This window comes from Xanthomonas sp. NCPPB 4467 (assembly GCF_041475665.2).
Classification (GTDB): Bacteria; Pseudomonadota; Gammaproteobacteria; order Xanthomonadales; family Xanthomonadaceae; genus Xanthomonas; species Xanthomonas dyei.
The window spans coordinates 5,255,704-5,280,738 of record NZ_CM191260.1 but is presented as its reverse complement, the minus strand read 5'-3'; the positions used below and the strand labels follow the sequence as shown (position 1 = coordinate 5,280,738).

20 protein-coding genes, 2 other RNA genes and 1 pseudogene are annotated in these 25,035 nt (G+C 65.2%); 18 read left to right on the top strand and 5 right to left on the bottom strand.

Annotated elements, in window-relative coordinates; translation table 11 throughout:
* The first annotated feature begins 190 nt into the window (after positions 1-190).
* A complete protein-coding gene (locus tag ACCQ06_RS23080; protein WP_104615537.1) occupies positions 191-511 on the top strand; it encodes a hypothetical protein in 321 nt (106 codons plus the stop codon).
* Positions 512-847: 336 nt separating this feature from the next.
* Here ACCQ06_RS23080 and ACCQ06_RS23075 read toward each other — a convergent pair whose 3' ends face one another.
* A complete protein-coding gene (locus ACCQ06_RS23075) occupies positions 848-2,698 on the bottom strand; it encodes an Svx/AvrXca family virulence/avirulence protein (RefSeq protein WP_316689647.1) in 1,851 nt (616 codons plus the stop codon).
* Between the two features lie 309 nt (positions 2,699-3,007).
* Between ACCQ06_RS23075 and ACCQ06_RS23070 the strand changes: the two genes are divergently transcribed.
* From ACCQ06_RS23070 to ACCQ06_RS23050, 5 genes are all read left to right on the top strand, one after another.
* Complete coding sequence (locus ACCQ06_RS23070) at positions 3,008-4,255, top strand: dipeptidase (RefSeq protein WP_228325343.1); 1,248 nt, start codon at positions 3,008-3,010, stop codon at positions 4,253-4,255.
* A 96-nt stretch (positions 4,256-4,351) separates the two neighbouring features.
* Positions 4,352-5,521, top strand: a complete 1,170-nt coding sequence (locus tag ACCQ06_RS23065; RefSeq protein WP_316692738.1) for a glycerate kinase — start codon at positions 4,352-4,354, stop codon at positions 5,519-5,521.
* A gap of 148 nt (positions 5,522-5,669) precedes the next feature.
* Positions 5,670-7,418 (top strand): sensor domain-containing diguanylate cyclase, encoded by a 1,749-nt coding sequence (locus ACCQ06_RS23060; RefSeq protein ID WP_228325349.1) that lies wholly within the window; start codon positions 5,670-5,672, stop codon positions 7,416-7,418.
* Positions 7,419-7,564: 146 nt separating this feature from the next.
* Complete coding sequence (locus ACCQ06_RS23055) at positions 7,565-7,957, top strand: DUF2628 domain-containing protein (protein WP_228325342.1); 393 nt, start codon at positions 7,565-7,567, stop codon at positions 7,955-7,957.
* 409 nt (positions 7,958-8,366) lie between these two features.
* Complete coding sequence (locus ACCQ06_RS23050; RefSeq protein ID WP_316689644.1) at positions 8,367-9,011, top strand: hypothetical protein; 645 nt, start codon at positions 8,367-8,369, stop codon at positions 9,009-9,011.
* A gap of 13 nt (positions 9,012-9,024) precedes the next feature.
* Here the strand turns inward: ACCQ06_RS23050 and ACCQ06_RS23045 are convergent.
* Positions 9,025-10,127 (bottom strand): annotated as a pseudogene (locus ACCQ06_RS23045) (IS3 family transposase).
* A 54-nt stretch (positions 10,128-10,181) separates the two neighbouring features.
* Between ACCQ06_RS23045 and ACCQ06_RS23040 the strand changes: the two are divergent.
* Complete coding sequence (locus ACCQ06_RS23040) at positions 10,182-10,385, top strand: hypothetical protein (RefSeq protein WP_316689643.1); 204 nt, start codon at positions 10,182-10,184, stop codon at positions 10,383-10,385.
* 54 nt (positions 10,386-10,439) lie between these two features.
* Here ACCQ06_RS23040 and ACCQ06_RS23035 read toward each other — a convergent pair.
* Positions 10,440-10,510, bottom strand: a non-coding RNA gene (locus ACCQ06_RS23035) — sX9 sRNA.
* Positions 10,511-11,093: 583 nt separating this feature from the next.
* Here ACCQ06_RS23035 and ACCQ06_RS23030 point away from each other — a divergent pair.
* The 5 genes from ACCQ06_RS23030 (at position 11,094) to ACCQ06_RS23010 (ending at position 16,798) form a co-directional block, all read left to right on the top strand.
* Entirely contained in the window at positions 11,094-11,591 is a 498-nt protein-coding gene (locus ACCQ06_RS23030; RefSeq protein WP_316689642.1) for a hypothetical protein, read from the top strand.
* Between the two features lie 58 nt (positions 11,592-11,649).
* A protein-coding gene (locus tag ACCQ06_RS23025; protein WP_316686063.1) for an IS3 family transposase occupies positions 11,650-12,758 on the top strand; the annotation gives its coding sequence in 2 pieces (ribosomal slippage) (positions 11,650-11,911 and positions 11,911-12,758; 1,110 coding nt in all).
* Complete coding sequence (gene xopAH, locus ACCQ06_RS23020; protein ID WP_316689641.1) at positions 12,715-13,806, top strand: XopAH/AvrB family type III secretion system effector; 1,092 nt, start codon at positions 12,715-12,717, stop codon at positions 13,804-13,806. Before ACCQ06_RS23025 ends, xopAH begins: the two co-directional genes overlap by 44 nt.
* Positions 13,807-13,978: 172 nt before the next feature.
* Positions 13,979-14,055, top strand: a non-coding RNA gene (locus ACCQ06_RS23015) — sX9 sRNA.
* A gap of 268 nt (positions 14,056-14,323) precedes the next feature.
* Complete coding sequence (locus tag ACCQ06_RS23010) at positions 14,324-16,798, top strand: GH92 family glycosyl hydrolase (RefSeq protein ID WP_316689639.1); 2,475 nt, start codon at positions 14,324-14,326, stop codon at positions 16,796-16,798.
* A 255-nt stretch (positions 16,799-17,053) separates the two neighbouring features.
* Here ACCQ06_RS23010 and ACCQ06_RS23005 read toward each other — a convergent pair whose 3' ends face one another.
* Complete coding sequence (locus ACCQ06_RS23005) at positions 17,054-18,469, bottom strand: amino acid permease (RefSeq protein ID WP_316689637.1); 1,416 nt, start codon at positions 18,467-18,469, stop codon at positions 17,054-17,056.
* A 385-nt stretch (positions 18,470-18,854) separates the two neighbouring features.
* Entirely contained in the window at positions 18,855-19,766 is a 912-nt protein-coding gene (locus tag ACCQ06_RS23000) for a LysR family transcriptional regulator (RefSeq protein ID WP_316689636.1), read from the bottom strand.
* 96 nt (positions 19,767-19,862) lie between these two features.
* On the opposite strand from ACCQ06_RS23000, the gene ACCQ06_RS22995 reads away from it, so the two are divergent.
* The 6 genes from ACCQ06_RS22995 (at position 19,863) to ACCQ06_RS22970 (ending at position 24,981) form a co-directional block, all read left to right on the top strand.
* Positions 19,863-20,870, top strand: coding sequence for a zinc-binding alcohol dehydrogenase family protein (locus ACCQ06_RS22995; RefSeq protein ID WP_316689634.1), 1,008 nt, complete (start codon positions 19,863-19,865; stop codon positions 20,868-20,870).
* A 231-nt stretch (positions 20,871-21,101) separates the two neighbouring features.
* Entirely contained in the window at positions 21,102-22,622 is a 1,521-nt protein-coding gene (locus ACCQ06_RS22990) for a DNA recombination protein RmuC (RefSeq protein ID WP_228325348.1), read from the top strand.
* A 210-nt stretch (positions 22,623-22,832) separates the two neighbouring features.
* A complete protein-coding gene (locus ACCQ06_RS22985) occupies positions 22,833-23,213 on the top strand; it encodes a hypothetical protein (RefSeq protein ID WP_228325347.1) in 381 nt (126 codons plus the stop codon).
* An 84-nt stretch (positions 23,214-23,297) separates the two neighbouring features.
* Entirely contained in the window at positions 23,298-23,849 is a 552-nt protein-coding gene (locus ACCQ06_RS22980; RefSeq protein ID WP_316689632.1) for a glutathione peroxidase, read from the top strand.
* A 55-nt stretch (positions 23,850-23,904) separates the two neighbouring features.
* A complete protein-coding gene (locus tag ACCQ06_RS22975) occupies positions 23,905-24,147 on the top strand; it encodes a hypothetical protein (RefSeq protein WP_316689630.1) in 243 nt (80 codons plus the stop codon).
* A 264-nt stretch (positions 24,148-24,411) separates the two neighbouring features.
* The gene (locus ACCQ06_RS22970) at positions 24,412-24,981 is read left to right on the top strand and encodes a hypothetical protein (protein ID WP_316689629.1); all 570 of its coding nucleotides are present in this window, start codon (positions 24,412-24,414) and stop codon (positions 24,979-24,981) included.
* Positions 24,982-25,035: the final 54 nt, after the last annotated feature.

The following is a 25,035-nucleotide window of genomic DNA, read 5'->3' as shown; positions in this document are numbered from 1 at the left end:
AGCGGTGCAAGGCGGGCGTTCTCGTCTGCCGCCGCAGCGCGTGGCGTGCGCTGTTCCATATGGTGCAGGTGAGGCGGTGCGGTCATCGTCATCGCGCAGCGGATGCAGGTCTGTGCGCCATGGCAATGGGTGATCGCAGCGCGCTGCAGTCAGGACTTCAACGCAGACATTCACTAGGGAGCACCAGCCGATGACGTCCAGCGACGAAGACGAACGCAAGGCCTTGCGCCGGTTGCTGCGCGAGATCGAGCGGCCCAATGCCAGCCTGCTGGCCAGCAACTGGCCGGTGTTCGGCGTGTGGCTGCTGTTTTCCGGGGCGTTCATGTATCTGTTTCAGACCGGCACCGGCTCGCCGCTGCACCCGTTGCTGTTGGCGCTGGGCTCGACCTGTCTGGGTGTGTTCGGCGCGTGGATCGTGTTCCGCTCGGTGTGGGCGCGGCAGTGGCCGCATGTGCGCGAGCACATCGATGTGGAAAGCGTGCGCGCACGGCTGGCCGAACTCGACGATTGAGCCTGCGTTAGGCGTGCAGCGTGCACGGCAACGTCGATGTGCAGTGCTGGTGTGCCTGCGGCCAGAACGCTGCGAGTAGACGCAGGCCTGCATGCGATCGCCGCCACACCCGTCACGCAGGACCACCAGCGGTTTTCAGAACCGGGTAGCGGTCGTTCGGTAACGTGGTCAAAACAGCCAAATCAAACGCGACGTGCACAGGCCGAACAAACCACACTTGCCAATGCCGCGCGCATGCGGCGTGTGCGTTGTGCGCGCGCATCGATGGCCGTCCCTGGCCCTGTGTGTGGAGTCTTCTTGCGCTGATGCGCAGCTACTTGCTGCAGCTGCGCAAGATCACCAACCAGCGGGTCGCGCAGTGATTTCCGGCACCGCCTGGCGCAGGTCTGCACCGAACTCCGGGTTGGTCATCGTGGCCGAATCGACGAATCCGTAAAACACGCCCTGCGTGGGCGAGGCGCCTTGTTCTTCGACATCGCCACGTAGCTGTGCGGTGCCGCCGACGTTGATGGCACCGAACGCCCCCGGGCCCATGAACACGGTATGCGCCTGCGCAGTGGCACCGATGGTGGCGCCCGGATGCCACACGGTGAGCCCGCCGAGCACCGCATTGCCCTGCACCGTGCCGCCCATCACCGTGGCATGGCCGTCGATGCGCGCATTGCCCAGCACAGTGCCGGCCAGCACGCGTGCGCGTGGCCCCACGTAGACGGTGGAGGCGACATTGGCGGTATTGGCGACCCAGCCGCCGCCGTTGGCGTGACGACGTCCCACCGGGGTGGGCGTGGGCGCATTGGGCTGGCTGCCGGCTGGCGCGGCATTGGTCAGCGTCACGCTCCACGGGTAGCGGTAGATCGCGTAGTACGACTGGTCCCACTTGATCTGCTGCATGGTGCTGGGCGCGCCCAGCACCATCAGATACACCGCGCGGTCGCCGCTCTTCAGCGGCATGCCGACGCTGGCCTGAGCGCCGCGCTGCAGCGTGCTGTAACGGGCCTTGCCGGCACTGTCGATGGCCACCACGCCCCAGCGCCAGTCCGAGTCCGGTGTGGGAATACTGGTCGGGTCGTTGAGCAGGCCGGGCAGGCTGGTGACGGCTGCTGCGCTCTGCACCTGGCCCTCGAAGGCGACCTGGATCGTGGTGGCGCCGCTGGCGGGGATCAGCTGCACCAGGTTGTAGCCCCAGCGCTGCGGTGCCCATTCGAACGGCACGCGATAGCGGTTGGCCTGGCCGGCCACCGGGTCGAGCACGGTCATGCGCAACGCGCGGTCGCGGTTGTCCCAATCCTGGGTGCGCTGCGGGTCGAACGACAGATTGCTGCCATAGCGCGCGCGATACAGCACGCCCTGGTCGCTGCCGTCGGGATTGGTGTAATCCCAGTTGACGTTGCGCATCGCCCAGTCGCCGAACACATCGTTCAGTTGCGACTGCGTCCAACCCATGTTGGTCTTGATCACCGAAAACGGATCGGCGCTGCGCCGCGCCGGGTTATCGATGCGCGGCGCCTTGCTCCACATGTCGTTGATGATGGCGTAGCCGTAGCGGTTCTTCAGATACTCCATGAACTGCCAGTTGCAATAACGGTCGCGCGTGGAACCCAGATACACGTGCGGGTAGTTCACCAGCATGCTGGAGCAATGCACGTCGCTGCCGTGGAATTCCGGCAGCTGGTGAGTCATCCAGTTGGCGTGCGATTCCCAGATCCAGCCGGTGTATTCGGACTCCTGCAAACCGCCGGCCTGGTACTGCAGCGCATGCGTGAGTTCGTGCGCCAGGCCCCAGTGGTCGCGCAGGCCGCCCGGCGCCATCCACATGCCCATGCCGCCGCTGCCGGTTGCACCGCCGCTCAGGCCGAAGCTCGGATCCAGGTGCAGGTTGGCCTTGTACTTGGTGGCGACATTGCAGAACGGCTCGGGAAACTGCAGGCGATTGATGAAGGTATCCCAGACCATTTCCAGATGCTCGCCGGCGGCGCGGACATCCGCATCGGAGACGCCGTCGCCATTCCAGCGCAAAGCGAAATGCGCCGTTTCGTAGCGCACCGGCGGCATGCCGATTTCGTTGACGCGCGCCGTCCAGGTCCCGGCGGTGCAGGCCGCACTCGCGGCAGAGGCCGCGCCCAGGCCGGTGGCGATCAAACCAAGGGTGAGCAAGCGCCTGGGCAGCGCACGCGATGCGATGGACATAGAGGGGTCTCGCCAAAGAGGGAAGGTGTTGCGCACACCCGCACGTCGCGCGCTCAAAGCACGGCGGTCTGCGGTATCGGGAGTGGGCGACTGCCGCCAGCGACGGCCGCGCAAGTGTGCGTAGCGGCGGCCGCCGCGCAATTGCTTTGACTATGTATTTTTTATAACTGCAACGTGTTCGGCGCTCGTGGTGTGGCGCTGGTTGAACTTGTGCGGGCCATGACGGGGCCATTTGCGTGCACGATGCGCGGCCAGCGCGCGGCCGCGCTGCGGCTATGATCGGAGGACCCCACCTGTCTGCGAGCGCGCATGAACCTGCAACTGTTATGTGTGGCCGTGTTGCTGAGCCTGGCTGGCTCGGCGCACGCGCTGGAGTTTTCCAAGGCCGAACTGGCGCGCGCCACCGCGCTGCAAAAGCGCCTGGTGACGCTGGATTCGCATCTGGACACGCCGGCCAATCTGGAGCGGCCCGACTTCGACGTATTGCAGGCGCATGCTGGCAACCGGCTATCGCAGGTGGATTACCCGCGCATGGTCGAAGGCGCGCTCGATGGCGGCTTCTGGGCGGTCTACACCGCCCAGGGCGATCGCAGTGCGACCGCGCACCTGGACGACCGCGATGCCGGGCTGCAGCGGCTGATGAAGATCCATAATCTGCTGGCCGCACAACCGCAGCGCTTCGCTGCCGCTACCACGCCTGCCGATGCCGCACGTATCAAGGCCGACGGCAAGCGCGTGGTGTACATCAGCATGGAAAACGCCAGCCCGCTGGCGGCCGACCCCACGCTGCTGCGCTTCTATTACGCTCAAGGGCTGCGCCTGATGAGCACGGTGCACTTTCTCAACAACGAGTTCGCCGACTCGGCCACCGACCCCAAGGGGCCGGAGTGGAAGGGCTTGAGTCCTGCCGGCAGGCAACTGGTGCAACAGGCGCAGGCGCTGGGCATCGTGATCGATCAATCGCACGCTTCCGATGCGGTGTTCGATCAGTTGATTGCGCTATCGCCGGTGCCGATCGTGCTCTCGCACAGCGGCGCCCGTGCGGTCTTCAATCATCCGCGCAACATCGACGACGCACGGCTGAAGGTGCTGGCCGAGCACGGCGGCGTGATCCAGGTGAATTCCTACGGCGGCTATCTGGTCGACAGTGGCGCCAGCCCCGAGCGCAAGGCCGCCGAAAAGGCGCTGACCGACCAGTACGGCGGCTGGGAACACGTCAAGATCGCCGACGGCACCGCCCTGAGCGCCGCACTCAAGGACCTGGATGCGCGCTACCCGATCAAGCGCGCCACCGAAGAGGACTTCTTCGCGCATCTGGAGCACGTGCTTTCCGTGGTCGGGCCCGACCATGTGGGCATCGGCATGGATTGGGACGGCGGCGGGGGCGTGGTCGGGCTGGACGATGTTTCCAAGCTCCCGCGCATCACCGCCTGGCTGCTGCGCAAGGGCTATACCGAAGCGCAGATCGCCGGCATCTGGGGCGGCAACCTGCTGCGGGTGATGCGACAGGCGCAGGACTACGCGGCCAGGCAGGCCAAGCAGGCTAAGGCGACGTAGGGCGATGTACCGCACCTTGCAGGTGGCATCGCCGCAGCGCATCGGCGCAGCCGCGCGGTGTCCTCTATCGCAGGCGCGTCCGCAGGCGTGTCGCTGGTGAGGGTCGTCATCGCCCCGGATGCGTACAAGGAAAGCCTGTCTGCGCTGGAGGTGGCCACGCAGATCGAAGCCGGGTTTGCCCAGGTGTTCCCGCAGTGGCACTACACCACCGTGCCCATGGCCGATGGTGGCGAAGGCACCGTGGATGCGTTGGTCGCTGCCACCGACGGGCGGGTGATCGCATGCACGGTCAGCGGCCCGCTCGGCACGCCGGTACAGGCCTTTTTCGGTCTGACCGGCGACGGCGCCACCGCGGTGATCGAAATGGCCGCCGCCAGCGGGCTGGCCCTGATACCGCCGGCACAGCGCGCGCCGTTGCATGCCAGCACCGCCGGAGTGGGTGCGTTGATCCTGGCCGCGCTGGATGCCGGCGCGCGGCGTTTCATCATCGGCATCGGCGGCAGCGCCAGCACCGATGGCGGCGCCGGCATGGCGCAAGCGCTGGGGGCGCGGCTGCTGGATGCGCATGGCACGCCGATCGGCCCCGGCGGTGCGGCACTGGCGGCGCTGGCGCGCATCGACATCGCTGGCCTGGATGCACGTCTGCAGGATTGCCACGTCGAGGTGGCTTGCGATGTCGATAACCCGCTGATCGGCCCGAGCGGTACCGCAGCGGTGTTCGGTCCGCAGAAGGGCGCCACCGCAGCGATGGTGCGCCAGCTCGACGCCAACCTGCGGCACTACGCCGATGTGGTGCAGCGCGATCTGGGCATGCGCCTGCACGCGCTGCCTGGTGGCGGTGCGGCCGGCGGGCTGGGCGCCGGGTTGCTGGCCTTCCTGGGCGCGCAGTTGCGTCCGGGCGTGGAGGTCGTCGCCCAGGCGCTGGGGCTGGAGGCGCTGATCGCACAGGCCGATCTGGTGATCACCGGCGAAGGCCGTATCGACAGCCAGAGCCTGCGCGGCAAGACTCCTGTGGGCGTGGCACGCCTGGCGCAGCGGCACGGTATCCCGGTCATCGCCATTGCCGGATCGCTGGGCAACGGCGCTGAACAGCTACACGCGGAGGGCATCGCTTCGATGCTTTCGGTGGTGCCTGGCGCCTGCACGTTGGAGCAGGCGTTGGCCGACGCTGCCCGCAATGTCCGCGTCACCGCACGCAACCTGGCGGCAGCGCTGCAGGTGGGCGGCGCGCTGATGCAGCGCTCTGCCGCCGACCGCCGCGAATGAGCGATCACGTGGACCAGGCCAAGCGGGTACCCACCCCCTGCACAGCGGCCGCAGCGCATCCCGTGTTCCGACGCACGGAAGCGCCGATCGGCACTCATGCCCAGTCCGCTAGACTGTGCGGACTGCACGGGTACGAGCGAGCTTGCCGTTGAATCAGCGCGACACCGTTGAGTCATCCACCACCAGCGAAGCGCAGCGTCTGGCGCGGCTGGCGTTGTTGCATGTGATCGATACCGAATCCGAGCCGTTCTTCGATGCCCTGGCGGCGGCCGCGCAGGCCATCGCCGGCACGCCGATCGCGCTGGTGTCGCTGGTGGACGAGCATCGGCAATGGTGGAAGGCCAACATCGGTTTGCCGGGGGTGTCCGAAACCGCGCGCGAGCTGGCGTTCTGCGCCTACGCCATCCAGGACGACGCGGTAATGGAAGTGCCCGACGCGCCGGCCGACCCACGCTTCTGCAACAACGCCCTGGTCACCGATACACCCGGCATCCGCTATTACGCCGGCGCCCCCATCGTGCTGCCCGATGGCCTGCGCATGGGCACGGTGTGCGTGATCGACCAGCGCCCGCGTCAGCTGCAGCCGGCCCAGCTGGCGGCCTTGCAACAGCTGGCCAAGGTCGCTGCCGAAGGTCTGGAGCAGCGCCGGGTGATGCTCGAACGCGCCGACGTCAATGCCCGGCTGCAGCAGCGCCTGCGCGAGAGCGAAGCGTTTCTGGAGCGCACCGGGCGGGTGGCCGGCGTGGGCGGCTGGGAAGTGGATGTGAGCGCCAATACGCTGACCTGGTCGGACGAAACCTGTCGGCTGCACGACCTGCCGCCGGGCTACCAGCCCACGCTGGCCGAAGCGGTCACCTTCTACCCGCTGGAAGCGCGTGCGGTCATCACCGAGGCGGTGGAACTGTGCGTGCACGAGGGCACGCCCTGGGATCTGGAACTGCCGTTGATCAGCAGCACCGGCCGCCGCCTGTGGGTACACAGCACCGGCGCGGTGGAACATGTCGACGGCCGCATGCGCCTGATCGGTGCCATCCAGGACGTCACCGACCGCCATCGCGCAGTGGACGCGCTGGCGGCCAGCGAGCGCAAGTTCCGCAAGATGTTCCAGTACAGCCTGGGGCTGATCTGCACCCACGACATGGATGGCTGGCTGGTCAGCGTGAACCCGGCGGCCGCGCGCTCGCTGGGCCGCAGCGTGGAGGAGATGGAAGGCCGCTCGCTGTTCGAGCTGATCCGCCCGGAACGGCATGACGGCGTGCGCGGCTACCTGTCACGCATGGTGCTCGACGGCCAGGATTCAGGCGTGATCGAGCTGGTGGCCGGCGATGGCAGCCTGCGCCACTGGAAATACCACAACGTGCTCGACGTGGAGTCTGACGCCACCATCGTCCTGGCCCATGCCCAGGACATCACCAACCAGCATCAGCAGGAAAAACAGCTGCTGGAATGGTCGTTCACCGACCCGCTGACCAACTGCTTCAATCGCCGCTTCCTGGACGACCTGGACAAGCGCGATGCCAGCGTGCGCTGGGGCTGCGTGGTGGTGGACCTGGACAAGTTCAAACTGATCAACGACACCTACGGCCACCAGCGCGGCGATGAAGTGCTGGTGCAGATGGCCTGGTTTCTCAATGCCCCGTTGCGCCGGCAGGACCACCTGGTCCGGCTGGGCGGCGATGAGTTTCTGGTGCTGCTGCACCAGGCCAGCGAGCAGCAGTTGCAAGAGCTGGTGCGCACCTACATGGCGGCCAGCGACGATGCGCCGATCCTGTTCACGCTGGGCACGGCCTTGCGCCAGGAAGGCGAAGCGCTGACCGCGGTGGTCGACCGCGCCGACCATTCGCTCTACGCCCTGCGACGCGCACGGCGCGGCAGCGGGGTCAACCAGCAGCGGTAGCGGCTGGCGTTGGGAGATGGTTGGGGGTGGCCGGGTAATCCCCGGCCGGTGTGGGTCGGCCGCGGATTGCCGAGTTCGCTGCAAAACACGTGCTCCTGAATACGCGATCGCCTATCATGTAACCGTTTTCAACTACATGGATTGGAATGGACACCTTTGATCGCACCCAGCTCAGCCCCAAGTGGCAATTCCGCTTCGACTTCTTCGACCGTCATGGCGGCCCCAAGGAGCCGGCGTACAAGGAAGCGCTGAAGACGTTGAGCTTTGGTGACAAGGTCAAGATCGGCATGAATTTCTATGCCTTCTTCTTCGGCGTCATCTATTTCTTCATCATCGGCCTGTGGCGTAAGGCGTTGAGCCTGATCGGCATCAGCATCGTGCTGAGCATCGTGGCCTCGTTCCTGCCGGCCGCGTTCCAGAATGTGCTGTGGCTGCCGCTGTCGTTGCTGACCGGCATGATCGCCAACTACGCCTATTACCTGGACAAGGCGAAGGGCAGCACCAGCTGGAACCCGTTCGAAGGCATGCGCTGGATCTGACGTCACCGCACACCGCAGCGCCGGCCCCTCCCGCCGCCGCCAACGTGTTGCCGAGCCCGGTCCTATGACCGGGCTTTTTTGTGGATGCCACCACACTGGCGAGCCATCGCCCGCGCCGTTGCTGGTGTGTCGTCGCTTCTGCCTTGAAGGCCGGGGATGGATGCTTTCAGGACGGATTCCTGCCTGAAACACGGCCCTCATCCGCCCCTTCGGGGCACCTTCTCCCGTACACGGGAGAAGGACACCCGCAGCGGCCAAACCGCCGGCCAGCCGCTGCCCAAGACGACCTCATCCGTTAGCGCAGCTGGCAATGTCCGTCAGCAATCGCTGAACGCGTCAAGCAATTGATCTGCAAGGAATTACGCAACAGCTGGTCCGCTAGAGCCCGCCGGGATTGTTGCGGCGCCGTGTGCGCATCCACCTGGAGAAGGAAATCCGCGACATCGACGAGACCACCATCCTGCGTGACGAAGCCGGCTGCCGCACCGGGCTGACCGTCGCCCCGGGCCAGGCCTGGTCCACCCGGGGCGGCGCCGATTACTGCGCCTCGATCCTGGCGCGCGTGCACCGCCATGGCAGCGGCGCCATCACCGCCATCGAGCGCGGCCCGATCAACCTGGCCCAGCGCGATGTCAGCGGTATCGATCTGTCGGCGCGCTACCAGCTCAAGACCGGCATCGGCGATTTCTCGCTCTGGCTCGACTACACCAAGCTGCGTTCGATGCGCGAGCAGACCTACCGCACCGACCCCAACCCCGAGCGCCGCGACCGCGACATCCGCAGCAAGCTGCGCGGCAGTGTGAACTGGCTCCATGACAACTGGAACGCCACCGTCTACGGCGACCGCGTCGGCGCGGTGCCCGGCGTGCGTTCGCACTGGGGCCTGGGCCGGCTGGACAACCCGGCGGCTGCGTACCGTCTTCCGATGGCGGCGTGCCCGACGACCGTGCCGGCTGCACCGACACCGATCCGGCCAGCCCCACCGTCGGCCAGAGCACACGCAAGTACGACGGACGCGTGGGCCCGGCGATCACCCGACGTCCCCCCGCCCTGAGTAGCGATCGGGTTTAGAGTCCGGGGTTGATGATATCGGTGTTTGCCAGATGTTGGGCATAAGCGGACGGCGTCATGCCGCCAATTGCTTTCTTGGGTCAGTCCTCGTTGTATTCGCGTCGCCAGCGTTCGATCTCGGTGCGCGCATGCAGCAACGTCGGGAACCAGTGCTCGTTGAGGCATTCGTCGCGTAGCCGGCCGTTGAAGGATTCGACGTAGGCGTTCTGGTTCGGTTTGCCTGGCTGGATGAGCCGCAACTGCACGCCACGGGCATGCGCCCAGACGACCATGGCCTTACCGCAAAACTCCTTGCCGTTGTCGGTGCGGATCACCTGCGGCAGGCCGCGACTCTCTGCCAACCGATCCAGCACGCGTGCAACACCGTGCCCGGAGATCGCGCGCTCCACCTCGATGGCGACCGCTTCGTGCGTTGCGTCGTCCACGATCACCAGACACTTGATCACTCGACCTTCGGCGGTGCGGTCGAAGACGAAGTCCATCGACCACACCTGGTTGGCCCGCGCCGGCCGAAGCAGCGGCTGACGCTCGCCAACCGGTACCTTCTTGCGCTTGCGGCGCCGAACTTGTAGCTGCTGCTCGCGATACAACCGCTCCACGCGCTTGTAGTTCACCAGGCGTCCTTCCTGTCGCAGCTTGAGATAGATCATCCCCACACCGTAGCGGCGATGGCGATGCGCCAACGCAAGAATGCGCTCGCGCAGTTCGCCGTTGCGGTCTTGGCGTGGGCAATAGCGCAGCGCGCTGGCGCTCATGCCGATCACTGCCAAGGCACGACGCTCGCTGGCACCACGCCCGATCCACTCGCGCACCAGCGCACGACGCGCCGGTGCGCTCACCACTTTTTTCGCAACGCATCCTTGATCAGGTCGTTCTCGAACAACTGCTCGGCCAGCAACTTCTTCAGTCGCGTGTTCTCGGCCTCAAGGTCCTTGAGCCGCTTGGCATCGGGCACGCTCATCCCGCCGAACTTGCTGCGCCACAGATAGTACGAGGCCTCGCTGAAGCCATGCCGCCGGCAAAGGTCCTTGATGGCCACGCCCGCTTCAGCCTCGCGCAGGAAGCCGATGATCTGCTCTTCGGAAAAACGCTTCTTCACGTCCAATCTACTCGGGATAGGGAATTGGACTCCAAACTGAGGTGCTACTCAAAATTGGGGGGACGTCGCACCTGGAACGTCAATCTCGGTTACCGCATCACCCCGGCGATGAAGCTCAATCTCTACGTCAACAACGTCTTCAACAGCACTGGCTACAACCACAAGGGCCCGTACAAACTCGATTACGAGTGCTACAACAGTCGCCTGTTCAGCCCGATCGGCCGCGAGATCGCGGCAGAATACGTGTTCGATTTCTGAGCCGACCATCGCCCACCGCATGTCGTCATGAATGCGGCTCGATACGTTCAGAGCGGCCAACAAAAACGTAGCGAGCAGTCGTCATGTGGATGTGGACGGCGCACTCAGAACCAAGGAGGCGGCCTGCAAAAAGTCGCCGAAGACGCCGAGCGTCGGTTGAACGGTCAAGATCGGCATGATTTCCGAATGCCTTCTTCGGCTGTATCGAGGTGCTCAGCATTGGTCAGTTGCGCAAGGCCTCGCGCCTGATCGGCGTCAAGCAGCTGCTGGGCAGCGTGGTCGCGTCCCTGCCGACCGTATTCAAAAATGGGCTATGGCTGCCAATGTGCTGTTGAGCGACGAGATTTCCAATGACGTTTGCTCGCTGCAAAACGGATGAGGACGGCACCCGTTGGAACCGGCTCGAACCGATGCGGTGGATCCAAGACACTGCGCTTGCAGGCGCGCCGGTCTTCTACCTCCTTGTGCGCTCACGATCCACAAACTGCAGCACGGACGTGTTCGCATGCTTGGAGCACCGCAGCTGCGCGCAGACGTCTCCTGGTGCTTCGGGTCCGGGGGACACCGCCAGAACTGTTGCATTTTTGGTTAGGGCAGACGAACGCTTCGCTTGAAGCGCCACCACTTTCTCAGCCCATCGTCTGAATGCAAGTCGTTGTGCGCTATGTTCAAAAAAACAAACACCGTAGTCCTGCACTACCGGATCTTATGAAGATCAACAAAGCGCCATCGCACAGCGGCATTGCCTCGAGCGATACACCGCAGTCACCGCAACTGAGAGATGCGCCGCAGGCATCGACGACCGCCGTCGGCCCCCTGAGCGGACTCAAACGGAAGGTGAGAAAAGCGCTTCCCGGCATGCTTTGTGCCGGCACGAAGGAAACAGCGAACACTTCCGAAGGTGCGAGTCATCAAACACTGCCAATGCAGCCGGTAAATGCGGCCTTGGCAGGTATCGAGATGGCACTGTCCAGACCGGGCGAAAAAGTGACCGTGGATCTACAGCGCCACCGTCCCTCCGAGGCGCTGACTCCAGAGCAACGGATCAGTTCGGATGTGCAGTTGCAGCTGCTCTACGCCGAAGAGCAAGGCGCACGCAGGCTGCACATCGAGAGCAGTCTTTTCCATGAGCCGGCAATTCAATCCGTCACGACGCACGGACCCAAGATGTTGCTAAAGGCCGCGGCATCTGTCGACTCCCCGTAAACTTGATCCATCCATAACTACAGGTCTCCGGGCACACTAGCCACCGAGGAGACCAACGATGCGCAAGAGCAAGTTCACAGAAAGCCAGATTGTCGCCACGCTGAAGCAGGTTGAGGGCGGCCGCCAGGTCAAGGATGTGTGCCGCGAGCTGGGTATTTCCGACGCGACGTACTACGTCTGGAAGTCCAAGTACGGTGGCATGGAGGTAGCTGATGTGCAGCGCCTTCGCGACCTGGAGACCGAGCACAGCAAGCTCAAACGCATGTACGCCGAGCTTGCGATGGAAAACCATGCACTCAAGGATGTCATCGCAAAAAAGCTGTAGACCCGGCGCATAAACGCCCGCTTCTTGCCTGGCTCGTCGAGCAACATGGCTGGAGCGAGCGCCGGGCCTGTGCGGTCGTTGGCGTGGCTCGCTCGACGGCGCGCTATCGGCGTCGTCCTGATCGCGACGAGGAGGTCATTGCACTGTTGTCCGAATTGGCCGAGCGTTTTCCCGAGCGTGGTTTTGGAAAACTTTTTCAGATCATCCGTCGTCGCGGACATGTGTGGAATCACAAGAGGGTCTGGCGCGTGTATTGCCTGATGAAGCTTAATCAGCGTCGTCGCAGCAGGCGTCGGGTCCCGACGCGTCATCCACAACCGCTGGCATGCGGAGAGCGACCCAATGCTGGATGGTCAATCGACTTCATGTCCGATGCGCTGTGGGATGGTCGGCGTTTCCGCACGTTCAATGTCATTGACGACTTCAGTCGGGAAGCCTTGGCGATCGAAGTGGACTTGAATCTTCCGGCGGCCCGCGTCATCCGCACGTTGGAACGCATCGCAGCCTGGCGCGGCTATCCCGCTAAGCTTCGCTTGGACAATGGCCCGGAGTTTGTCGCATTAGCCTTGGCCGAGTGGGCCGAGTGCAAAGGCATCGCATTGGATTTCATCGAGCCGGGACGGCCGATGCAAAACGGTTTCATCGAACGCTTCAACGGCAGCTACCGGCGCGGCGTGCTGGATATGCATCTCTTCCGCACGCTGAGCGAGGTCCGCGAACAGACCGAACACTGGCTGGCCGACTACAACCAACAGATACCGCACGACAGCCTGGGCGGGCTAACGCCCGCCGAGTTCCGTGATCAACATCAACCGCAGACCTCTAGTTTTGGCTGGCACTGAATTGCGGGGAGTCGACACATCGGCGGCGCTGGCACCTGGTACGCAGGGGCTGGACCATCTGTTCACCGCCGTATCGCCACCCATCCGTCACGCACTGCCAGGACCTGTGGCGCAAAGCAAACTCTCGCCCACACAGATTGCGTTGACCGGTGTGGCACGGTGGCCAGATCTACGCGTCAACCAGGAATCGACACCAGAAAATCAACAGTATGGTCGCCGCTTTCATTCCACGGCCCGGGAAGGAGGCGCACGCATCGCAAGCGGGCAGATCCAGACCTTCCGCCAACTGTGGGATTTCTCGGGCGCAGCGCGTCATAGCTGGGCCACCCAGCAAACAGCGCAGCCAGGTGGTCCCGGCAAACCGAAAGAAGGGGATGCTCAGCCATTTGCGGCTGGTTACCCACGGCAGACCAACGTCACCACACCCCTCTCACCGCACTATGCGCATCTGCGACAACGAGTGCGCCAGCTTCCGCTGGTTCGGCAAGCCAATGGCCTTGCTGCGGATGCTGGGCTGAAGATGCCCGACGGGTTCATGGCGCATGACGTCTTCGAAATGGTGGGCGAATTGAATGGGGAAAAGATTCCGCTTACCCAGCTACGGCTGGCAGTGAATCCGGACGACTTTCACCACCCGCTCGCCCAACAGGGGCGCGCAGAACAGGATGGACCGGTTGAAGCCGCCGCTTTTCCATTCTGCATCCAGCACACTCCTTTCGAACTGGTACAGCCGATCATGAACCATGTCGAGAACTTGTTCGACGACCTGGTTGCCCGACGCCACGATCCCGCCGAGCTGATGCCGGCGCTTGGCAACCTGCATTGGTGGATGGCTCATGCGATGCCTGACCGGCGAGGAAGCGCGGCAAAGACCGAATTGGCCATCCGTGCCTTGGCAAACGCGCATGGGGTCGAGCTGCCCCCATTCGCGCGCGGAAATGTGCCAGACCTGGAAGCCTTCGTCACCGACCGTGAAAGCTTCAGTGCGCGCTACGCAGATCTGTTCGAACCGCCGGATCACCAAACGCTTGCCTCCACGCGCGACTGACGCGCCGCCAGGAGTCGGCCGGAGTGGAGGTTGGTCCAAGAGAACGCGGGCACCATGTCGGAGCCCTGACCAGGTCGTGCCACACCGCCGTGCCGCCTGGACGATTCCTAAGAGCAGCTAACAAAACGACTGTGCCCACCGCCAGGCGGGCGCGGCCGTTGCTCGGTGCGGCATGGTCCACGCGTCCACCCCGGTGCTGAGAGCGCCGTCCGCACCCACCTGACGACTGCTCGGTACGGTGTGTGAGCCGCTCTTAAGCTGTTTGGCTGAATTCAAGGGCAATCAGGACGTGGCAATCCTCCGCTGCGTCGCCATCGGCGCGTGTTCTGTGCGGAGTGAGTGCGACGTGGAGCGGTGCATCCAGACAAGGTAATTGCTGCGCCTGACGCCATCCGGGGTTGTGGCATGCGTCGGTCTTCGCGCACGCTCGTCCTGCGCCGGTCGCCGCGTCTTGGGGCGACCGGTACGCGCGATCTCACCTGCGGCCCCGGCCGCCCTCTCCTCCGAGGTGTCTTGCATGGTCTTTGCTGTTGCGTCGTATCGCTCTTTGTTGCCTCTTCCATCAACCTCGCTGTGGCGCCGCGCCGCTGCCCTTTGCCTGCTCGGCATGGCGGTTGCGCCGCCGCTGGCCGCGCAGGACCCGGCGCAGATCAACACCTTCATCGGCAGCAAGGACGACGGCAATACGTATCCCGGCGCGTCCGCCCCGTTCGGCCTGATCCAGGTCAGCCCGATCGGCGCGCACTACGCCGGCTGGCGTTATGACGACCCCAACATCCGCGGCTTTGGGCATTCGTTTTTGTCCGGCGCGGGTTGCTGGGAGCAGGGCGGGCAGGTGTCGATCCTGCCGGTGATCGGCAGCATCGGCCCGGGCGGCGATTTCGACACCGCCGACGCCAAGACCTTCGACCAGAAGCGCTATGCCGCGCGCTACACGCATGCCGGCGAAGTGGGCCAGGCCGGCTACTACAAGGTGCGGCTCACCGACTATGGCGGTATCGACGCCGAAGCCACTGCACTCACCCGCGCCGCTGCCGAGCGTTACACCTTCGCGCCCGGCGCCGACACCGGCCATCTGTTGATCAACGTGGCCCAGGCCAACGACCGCCACGTGGTGATCGGTAGCCAGGTGCAGCTGGTCGGCGACCGCGTGGTGGAAGGCAAGCTGGTCACGCAGAGTTTCTGTGGCGGCCACGAATACACCACCTGGTTCCGGCTGGAATTCGATCGCCCGTTCACCGCGCACGGGGTGTGGGGCGAAGACGGCGGCGTGCCCGGCGCGCGTCACGGCATGGGTGGCGAGCTCAAACCCAATGGCGCCTGGCTCAGCTTCCCGCTGGGCAAGGGCAAGGACGCGCGTGCGGTGACCGTGGTCAGCGCCATCTCGCATGTGGATGCCGACGGCGCACGCACCAATCTGCGCGCCGATGGCATGCAGGGCGGCACGTTGCTGAGCCTGGAGCAGATGCGCCAGCGCGCGCAGCAGGTCTGGCGCAAAGAACTGGCCAGCCTGCAGCTGGACGGCGCCAGCAAGGACGACCGCAGCGTGGCCTACACCGCGCTCTACCACGCCTTGTTGCAGCCGCTCACCGGCAGCGATGCCGATGGCCGCTACCGCGGCTATGACGATGCGATCCATCGTGCCGAGGGCTGGACCTACTACGAGTACTTTTCGCTGTGGGACACCTATCGCTCGCAGAATCAGCTGCTCGCCTTGCTGCGCCCGCAGCGCGCGCGCGACATCGGCCGCTCGCTGCTGGCGATCCATCAGCAGGGCGGCTGGCTGCCGCGTTGGGGCTACGCCAACTACGACACCAACATCATGACCGGCGACCCGGTGACGCCCTTCATGGTCGACCTGTGGCGCTTCGGCGCGCTGCAGGGCAACGAGGCCAAGGCCTACGCCGCGCTACGGCAGAACGCCTTCGGCCAACCGCCGATCAACTCGCGGCATTCCGGGCGCTCGGGCAACGCGAGTTATCTCGCCAATGGCTTCGTGCAATACGACCGCGCGTTTCCGTCCAAGGGCATGGACGTGGACCCGCACCACGGCGGCTCGGCCACGCTGGAATACGCCCTGGCAGATTGCGCGCTGGCACAGATGGCCCAAGCTCTGGGCCATGCCGACGACAGCACCCAGCTGCGTGCGCGTGGCGGCAACTGGCACCACGTCTGGGACGCCACGGTGCGCGATGCGGACACCGGCTTTGCCGGCTTCCCGCGTCCACGCCTGGAAGATGGCAGCTGGTACGCGCCGTCCAACGACCAGTACAGCCCACGCGCGCAACATGGCTTCCACGAAGGCACCGCCTGGCAATACCAATGGCTGGTGCAGCAGGACATCCCCGGCATGCTGCAGGCCATGCATGGCAGCGACCAGGCAGGCAAACGCCTGGACACCTTCTTCGCCTACGACGACCTGCTCAAGTACCCGCTCAACGGCGCGCGCACGCACTGGGTGGTCGGCCCGTACAGCTATTACAACCAGTACCGCTACAACCCCAACAACGAGCCCGACCTGCACGCGCCGTGGATGTACACGCTGATCGGCCAGCCGTGGAAGACCGCCACCGTGGTGCGCGCCGCGCAGCAGTTGTTCACCAATGCGCCCAATGGCGTCACCGGCAACGACGACCTCGGCACGATGTCGGCCTGGTATTTGTTCAGCGCCTTGGGGCTGTATCCGGCAGTGCCGGGCAGCGGCGAGTTCCTGTTGCACACGCCGCGTTTCAAGCGCGCCACGCTGGACCTGGGCAACGGCAAACGTTTGCGCATCGACGCCCCGGGCGCCGATGGCCGCGCGCTGCAGTACGTGCAGGGCGTGCGTTTGAACGGCACGCCGCAGACCAAGGTCTTCCTGGATTGGGCGCAATTGCAGCAAGGCGGCACGTTGTCGTTTGCGCTCACCAAGCAGGCGCCCACGCAAGGCTGGGGCACCCAAGCGGATGCACTCCCAACCTCGTTCTGCGCCACGCCTGCAGCGGCGCAGTAACCGGAAGCCTCGACGCCGCAAGCACTGACCAGCAGCGCGCAGCTTGAAGCCCCTCTCCCCCGGGGCGATAAGGCACAGCTTGCGCGCCACTGGCGCGCGTGCCTGGGAGCGCCCGCGCTGCTAGCGCGGGCCGGGACGCGGAGCGGGGGTTGGGGTGAGGGTACGGGGCAAAGCCACTTACCAAAAATGAATGCATGAGGCTCCGCCCGTACCCTCATCCGCCCTACGGGCACCTTCTCCCGATGGGAGAAGGGACTAACCAGCCTTCGCCAGCCGGCTATTGCGCCGCCCATACGCCACATACACCACTACGCCCAGCACGTTCCAGACCAGGAACCAGCCCTGCGTGGTGCTCGGCAGGCTCCAGAACAGATACAGGCAGCCCAGGATCGCCACCGGTCCCACCACCCAGGCCAGCGGCGTGCGGAACGCCCGCGCACGGGTGGGTTCGCGCACGCGCAACACCAGCAAACATGCCGCCACGGCAGTAAACGCGGCCAACGTGCCGGCATTGGCCAACGCGGCGATTTCGTCCAGCCGCGCCACACCCGCCAACGCCGCCACCAGCACCGCGGTGAACAAGGTGATCGCCACCGGCGTGCCGGTGCGGGCGTTGACCTTGGACAAGCCGCGCGGCAACAGCCCATCGCGCGACATCACAAAGAAGATCCGGCTCTGCCCGTACAGGAACGCCAGCAGCACCGTCGGCAGCGCGATGATCGCCACCGCACCAATCACCAACGCTGCCTTGCCGTGGCCCAGCTCGCGCAGGATCAACGCCAACGGCTCCGGGCTCTTGCCGAACACGGTGAAGCTCAACGCGCCCACGGCCGACAGCGCCACCAGCACGTAGATCAGCGTGCAGCCGATCATCGAACCGACGATACCAATCGACAGATCGCGCCCCGGGTTCTTGGTCTCTTCGGCGGCGGTGGAAATCGCATCGAACCCGTAGAACGCAAAGAAGATGATCGCTGCCGCCGCCATCACCCCGCGCTCCACACCGTCCGGCCCCATCGCCTTGGAGAAACCGTACGGCATGAACGGCTGCAGGTTGGCGCTGTTGAACGCGGGCAAGGCGATCGCCACGAACACGCCCAGCGCGATGATCTTCAACACCACCAGCACCGCATTGAGCGTGGCGCTTTCCTTGGTGCCGGCCATCAACATGCCGGCCACCAGGAAGGTGATCACCACCGCCGGCAGGTTCACGATGCCGCCGGCGTGCGGCCCGGCAATCAATGCATGCGGCAGGTTGACTCCCAACCACTGCAGGAACCCGACGAAATAGCCCGACCAGCCCACCGCCACGGTGCTGACCACCAGCGAATATTCCAGCACCAGGCTCCAGCCCACCACCCAGGCGATGCTCTCGCCGAGCGCGGTGTAGCTGTAGGTGTAGGCGCTGCCGGCGGCCGGCATCATCGTGGCCATTTCCGCATACGCCAGCGCCGCACAGGCGCACACGATGCCGGCGGCAACGAAGGACAGCAGCACCGCCGGGCCGGCCTTGTCCGCACCCACGCCGATCAGCGTGTAGATGCCGGTGCCGACGATCGCCCCGATCCCCAGCGCAATCAGATGCGGCCAACTCAGGCTGCGCACCAGTTGCCGGCCGGCCTCGTGCACGGTGACCTGATCGATGGATTTGCGCCGGAGCCAAGACGACATGCGGACCTCGAAGGAACCAAAAGAATCGCCGAGTGTCGCCCAACGCGCTGCAGCAAAGCTATCTGTCCAAGGTCATGCGGCCGCAGCGGGCAGGGCGCGCGTGCCATCTGGCAGCAGCATGACCAGTCGCAACATCCATGACGCGATCACCGCAACGAACGCGCCATCGCCTGGACTTAAGACAGCCGGAGTAGACCTTGTGGCGCTGGGGCTGGCTTGGCCGGACGTGGATGCCGGACTACGGAATGTCTGGCGGGACGTGACTCCAGTGCAGATCGCAGGCGGCGAGCGCTGTTGACCGAGTGCGTGCCAGCGGCCGGCACGCGCCCAAGCGCGCATGTCCATCCAACGCGCCGATCTTCTAACGCAGCAGGATCACCGCGTATCAAGCCAGCGGATACAACGCCGTCATCGCCTGGCAGCGCTGCGCAAACAGCGCGTGCAACTGCCGTACTGCCGGCGAAAACTGTTTGCGATGCGGGCATACCAGGTGCAGCGGCAGGCGGTCGCCGCAGTCCGGGAACAGCACCTGCAAGCGCCCGGCCTGCACGTCGGCGCACACATCCAGCCAGGATTTGTAGGCGATGCCTTCGCCCGCCACGGCCCAGCGCCGCACGATGTCGGCGTCGTCGCACAGCATCGCCCCGCGCACCGGCACGATGTGGCGACGCCCCTCCAGCGCGAACTGCCAGCGGTCGTAGGCGCGCCCGGCCAGCAGATACAACAGACAGGCGTGCTCGCGCAGCGCATCCAGCGTGGCCGGCTGCCCGTGCCGCTGCAGATACGACGGCGCGGCGACCAATACGCGCCGGTTGTGCGGCGCCAGCGGCAGCGCTACGTGCTCCGCATCGTCGATACGCCCAAGCCGGAACGCCACATCCACCGGCGCGCGATACAGGTCCGCCACCTGGTCGGACAGATGCAGGCGCAGGCGCAGGCGTGGATGTGCGGCGCGGAACTCGGTCAGCCACGGCAGCAGCACATTGCGGCCCAGATCCGACGGGGCGGTCACCTGCAGCACGCCCTGCAGTTCGCTGTCGCGCCCGCGCACCTGCTCGCGCCCATCGCGCAGCAGCTCCAGCACCTGGCGTGCGTAGGGCATGTATTGCTCGCCCTCAGCGGTCAGCCGCAGGCTGCGCGTGGAGCGCGCAAACAGGCGCAGGTCCAGTGCCCGCTCCAGCCGCGCCACCGCCGCGCTGACCTGGCCGGGCAGCAGGTCGGCCTCGCGCGCGGCATTGGAAAAACTGCCCAGCGCTGCCGTGCGCACGAACAGCGCCAAGTCGTCGAAGCGGACCATCTTCACTCCAGCTGTGAAAGTGCTTGCGCAGTTTGCCGGTTTTTCTCTTAATCCCGGCGGCCGACCATGTAGTCCTCTCCCCGCACGACGCCCGCCATGAAAGCCATCGCCTACCCGCAGCACGGTCTGCCCATCGACGACCCGCGCGCGCTGGTCGCGCTCGAGCTGCCGCTGCCTGAGCCCGGCCCGCGCGACCTGCGCGTGCGTATCCATGCCATCTCGGTCAATCCGGTCGACACCAAGGTGCGCGCCAATGCCGCGGTCGACGCGCCGCGCGTGCTCGGTTGGGACGCCAGCGGCGTGGTCGATGCGGTGGGCAGCGAGGTCGGCCTGTTCCGGCCCGGCGATGCGGTGTACTACGCCGGCACCTTGAATCGCCCCGGCACCAATGCCGAATACCACCTGGTGGACGAACGCCTGGTCGGGCGCAAGCCGGCCACGCTCGATGACGCTCAGGCCGCCGCGTTGCCGCTGACCGCAATCACCGCCTGGGAATTGCTGTTCGACCGCCTGCGCATCGCCGAAGACGGCGGGCAGGGCCAGACCCTGCTGGTGGTCGGCGCCGCCGGTGGCGTCGGCTCGATCCTGGTGCAGCTGGCGCGCATGCTGACCAAGCTGACCGTGATCGGCACCGCCTCGCGCCCGCAGACCCAGGATTGGGTGTACGCGCTCGGTGCCCACCACGTCATCGACCACACCCAGCCGCTGAGCGAGGGCCTGCAGCGCATCGGCATCGCTCAGGTCGAGCACGTCGCCAGCCTGACCCACACCGACCAGCATTTCGCCCAGCTGGTGGACGTGCTCGCACCGCAAGGCCAGCTGGCGCTGATCGACGACCCGGCCACGCTCGATGTGCTGCCGCTCAAGCGCAAGAGCGCGTCGCTGCACTGGGAATTCATGTTCACCCGCTCGCTGTTCGCCACCGACGACATGATCGCCCAGCACCACCTGCTCAACCGCGTCGCCGCGCTGGTGGATAGCGGCACGCTGCGCAGCACGTTGGGCGAGCACTACGGCCGCATCAGCGTCGACAACCTGCGCCGCGCCCACGCCGCACTGGAATCGCATCGCACCCGCGGCAAGCTGGTGCTGGAAGGGTTCTGACGGCGCTGACGTCGCGATCGCGCAGCGTTCCGGCACGCCGAACAACGCGTGCTTGCCACCGAGCTAGCGCTTGGACGGCATGCCGGCTTCGGACAGCCCCAGGCGCCTGCGCCGTGATCGCCGACGACCCACCCCGCACCGCACCGACGCAGCCGCTGCGACCGGCCCCGCTACACTGCGCGCATGTCATCCGAATCCCTGATCCTTCTCGGACTGCTGGTTGCAGTCCTCGTGCTGCAGCTGCTCGCCCTGCTGCGGCGTCCTTCCACCACCGGTCTGGAACTGGCGCTGCGCGCCGAACAACGCGACGGCCGCGGCGAACTGCGCGAGCAACTCGAAGGCCTGGCGCGGCAGCAGGATGCGCGTCTGGAAACCTTCGCGCGTAACCTCACCGAGTTGTCCACCCGCACCGATCAACGTCTGGATTTGCTGCGCGATGCCCTTGGCGAAGATGCCCGCAAGGCGCGCGAAGAAAGCGGCCTGGCCCAGCAACGCACCGGCGAATTATTGACCCTGCGGCTCACCGAACTGCGCACCCAGCTCGAAGGCTTCGGCCAGCAGCAGGAAACCCGCATCCACGTGTTCGGCCAGCAACTGACCGACCTGATCGCACGTACCGACACGCATATGGCCGCGTTGCGCGAAGCGTTGGCCGAGGATGCCCGCAAGGGCCGCGCCGAAGCCGGCGAGTCGCAGCAACGCTTCACCGAAGCGCTTGGCCAGCGCCTGAGCGAACTCACCCAGCGCAACGAACTGCGCATCGGCGAGATGCGCGCCACGCTGGAACAGCAACTGGCCAGCCTGCAAAGCGACAACGCCAGCAAGCTGGAGCTGATGCGCGCCACCGTCGACGAAAAACTGCAGACCACGCTCAACACACGCCTGGATGCGTCCTTCAAACTCGTTTCCGAGCGCCTGGAGCAGGTGCAGCGCGGCCTGGGCGAAATGCAGCAACTGGCCACCGGCGTCGGCGATCTCAAGCGCGTGCTCAGCAACGTCAAGGACCGCGGCGGTTGGGGCGAAGTGCAGCTGGAGAACATCCTCGAGCAGACGCTGACGATGGAGCAGTACGCGCGCGGCGTGCGGGTCAAACCCGACAGCGCCGAAGCGGTGGACTTCGCCATCCGCCTGCCCGGGCGCGGCGACGACACGGTGGTGTGGCTGCCGGTCGACGCCAAGTTCCCGCGCGAGGACTACGAACGCCTGATCGACGCGCAGGAAAAGGGCGACCTGGACGCGATCAAGCAGTCGACTGCGCAGCTGGAGCGCGCCATCCGTGTGCAGGCCAAATCCATCAGCGACAAGTACGTCAGCCCGCCGCACACGACGGATTTCGCGGTGATGTTCCTGCCCACCGAGGGCCTGTACGCCGAAGTCATCCGCCGCGCCGGCCTGGTCGATCTGCTGCAGCGCGAACATCGCGTGGTACTGGCCGGCCCGACCACGTTCACCGCCCTGCTCAACAGCCTGCAGATGGGCTTCCGAACGCTGGCCATCGAAAAACGCTCCAGCGAGGTCTGGCAGGTGCTGGGCGCAGTGAAGAGCGAGTTCGGCAAGTTCGCCAATATTCTGGAGAAGGCCGAGCGGCAGATCAGCACCGTCGGCAAGAGCCTCGGCGAAGCCAGCCGCAAGACCCGCACCATCGAACGCCGCCTGCGCGGCGTGGAAACGCTGTCCGGCGACCAATCCCAAGCGTTGCTGGACGATGCCGACAACGGCACCGACGATGACATCGGCGACGAGCAGGAATGATTCACCCGCAGACGCCAGCCAACACACAGCCCACCGTAGGAGCGCACCCGGGCGCGACGAAGCCTTACCGATAACGCCTCATCGCGCCCGGGTGCGCTCCTACAACAACAGCAGGTTCAAGACGTGATCTTTCTGCGTCGCATTCCAACCACATCACGCAGACAGCGCTCCCGCGATGCTTGCATGCACCTTGTCCGAGAAGAGATTTCTATGGCGGCTAGATGGATCCACCCAATGATGTGCGCGCTGCTGCTGACCGCATGTAGCGTTACGCCGCCCGCCAAGTCCGGCGCTGCAGCGAGTGCGTCACCGCCTGCAAATGCAGCGTCTGCCGACGCAGCCGCGTGCACCGCAAAAGGCGGCCAATTACGTCCGGTAGGCCGCATGCAGATTCCGCGTTGCATCGTGCCGTATGCCGATGCCGGCAAGACCTGCACCGACAAGGCCGATTGCAGCGGCGATTGTCTGGCCACCAGCATCGTGCCGACCGGTACCGTCACCACCGGCACCTGCCAACGCGACAGCGATCGTTTCGGCTGCCGCCAGGCTGTGGTGGGTGGCAAAGGCCAGGCGGCGCTGTGTATCGATTGACCGGCTGATGCGCGCGCGGGCGACATCGCTCGCGCGCGCCCGGCGGTTTATGCTCTGGTGCTTCCCGCCAATCAGGACGCACCCATGACTTCCAGCATCCACGCCATTCCGGTGACACGCATCGACGGCGCACCGGCCACCCTGGCCGACTACCGCGGCAAGGTACTGCTGGTGGTCAACGTCGCTTCCAAGTGCGGCCTCACCCCGCAATACGAAGGCCTGGAAGCGCTGTACCGCGAAAAGCATGCGGCGGGCCTGGAAGTGCTGGCGTTCCCGGCCAACGACTTCAACGGCCAGGAACCCGGCAGCGAGGCGGAGATCGCGCAGTTCTGCCAGCTCACCTACGACGTCACCTTCCCGATGTTCTCCAAGATCGCCGTCACCGGTGCAGACACCCATCCGTTATATCAGGCCCTGACCAGCGCGCGCCCGAGCGCCACCGGCGATGGCCCGATGCGCGAGAAACTCGCCGGCTACGGCATTGCCGCAAACCCCGCACCGGGCGTGTTGTGGAACTTCGAAAAATTCCTGATCGGCCGCGACGGCGCCGTCATCGAGCGCTTCGCTCCGGATGTGCCGGCCGACGATGCACGCCTGCGCGCAGCGGTGGATGCCGCATTGGCTGCGGCTGCATAATGCAGGCAGCCGTCCTTCAATGCCAGGCAAGACACGCGTTCGAGCCGGTGTTCTGATGCTGATCTTGATCAGCATGCTTGCCTGCGTCACCGGTCTGGCGCTGTGGTACCACAGCCGCCTGGCCAATCCATGTCCTGATGGCGCGCTCATCAATGGCGAGCCGGCAACGTGCTTTTACCGTATCGAATGGATGGAAAAGTGGCCAATGATTGCGGTTGTGCTTGTGGTCGGCTTTGCATTTTGCCTGTTGGCTTCCTGGCTATCGTTCAAAATCCCAAGCCTCCGCAAACGGATGTGACCACGCGCAGATGATGCGTCGATTTTCTTGCGATTGAAGATGACAGTAACCGCCTGCATCGAGCACGTCTTGCCAAGCCAGGCATGCGAATCAAGCGCGGTGGCGGCGAGGCAGGCGAAATGATGGAGATCCGCGCGACGCTAACGAATCACCTACGCCTCGCAACGACAACGCACCAGCAGTAGACGCGGCGTTGGGGGCGAGCACTTGCTGCGCCGGCTGATAACGAGCGACTGGCCTGGCGTCTTTTCGAAGGAACCCTGGATGACCGACGACCTCACTCAGCTTTTTGATCGTGCGACCATCACGCGCACGGCATCTGCCGACGAGATCTCAGACCTCCAAGCGCAGATCGGCCCGCTGCCGCCTTCCTACGCGCTGTTTGCACGCACATTCGGCTACGGCACGACCAACGGCCTTTTCGTCATCGAGATGCCCTTCAGCATGTTCGGCAATGACGGTCTGCTCGTCCGAGGTGTCGAACTCCACGATCAAGTTCATTCGCTGGTCGACCAATACCTGGAAGACGGCATCGCGATCGGCGATCTCGATTGCCTTGAACCCTATGACGACGAAAGCCGTGACATCGCCCACTTCTTCGACGCGCTTCGTTTCTACGGCAGCAGCATCAACGGTGAGTCTCTGTGCTGGCGGCGCGACCAGGACGATTTCAAGTTCTATGTCATCGACCGCGCCTGCTTCTCGATCCGTTGTGCCGGAACGAGCCTCATCCAGTTCATCCGCAAAGCGCAGACCAGCGAGATTAGAACAGTGCTTGGTTCCGGTTATCAGGCACTGCCGCGCACCTTCGAAGGCGCCACTGCCGAGGGCTGAGTACAACGTCATCCGGGTCTGCTGCGGACGGGCAATCTCAATGGGTTTCAGATC

Bases quoted from the DNA above. Each gene is read 5' to 3' on its own strand.
- ACCQ06_RS23080 (WP_104615537.1), top strand. From the start codon at position 191: ATGACGTCCAGCGACGAAGACGAACGCAAGGCCTTGCGCCGGTTGCTG.
- ACCQ06_RS23075 (WP_316689647.1), bottom strand. From the start codon at position 2,698: ATGTCCATCGCATCGCGTGCGCTGCCCAGGCGCTTGCTCACCCTTGGT.
- ACCQ06_RS23070 (WP_228325343.1), top strand. From the start codon at position 3,008: ATGAACCTGCAACTGTTATGTGTGGCCGTGTTGCTGAGCCTGGCTGGC.
- ACCQ06_RS23055 (WP_228325342.1), top strand. From the start codon at position 7,565: ATGGACACCTTTGATCGCACCCAGCTCAGCCCCAAGTGGCAATTCCGC.
- ACCQ06_RS23030 (WP_316689642.1), top strand. From the start codon at position 11,094: ATGAAGATCAACAAAGCGCCATCGCACAGCGGCATTGCCTCGAGCGAT.
- ACCQ06_RS23010 (WP_316689639.1), top strand. From the start codon at position 14,324: ATGGTCTTTGCTGTTGCGTCGTATCGCTCTTTGTTGCCTCTTCCATCA.
- ACCQ06_RS23005 (WP_316689637.1), bottom strand. From the start codon at position 18,469: ATGTCGTCTTGGCTCCGGCGCAAATCCATCGATCAGGTCACCGTGCAC.
- ACCQ06_RS23000 (WP_316689636.1), bottom strand. From the start codon at position 19,766: ATGGTCCGCTTCGACGACTTGGCGCTGTTCGTGCGCACGGCAGCGCTG.
- ACCQ06_RS22995 (WP_316689634.1), top strand. From the start codon at position 19,863: ATGAAAGCCATCGCCTACCCGCAGCACGGTCTGCCCATCGACGACCCG.
- ACCQ06_RS22985 (WP_228325347.1), top strand. From the start codon at position 22,833: ATGGCGGCTAGATGGATCCACCCAATGATGTGCGCGCTGCTGCTGACC.
- ACCQ06_RS22980 (WP_316689632.1), top strand. From the start codon at position 23,298: ATGACTTCCAGCATCCACGCCATTCCGGTGACACGCATCGACGGCGCA.
- ACCQ06_RS22975 (WP_316689630.1), top strand. From the start codon at position 23,905: ATGCTGATCTTGATCAGCATGCTTGCCTGCGTCACCGGTCTGGCGCTG.
- ACCQ06_RS22970 (WP_316689629.1), top strand. From the start codon at position 24,412: ATGACCGACGACCTCACTCAGCTTTTTGATCGTGCGACCATCACGCGC.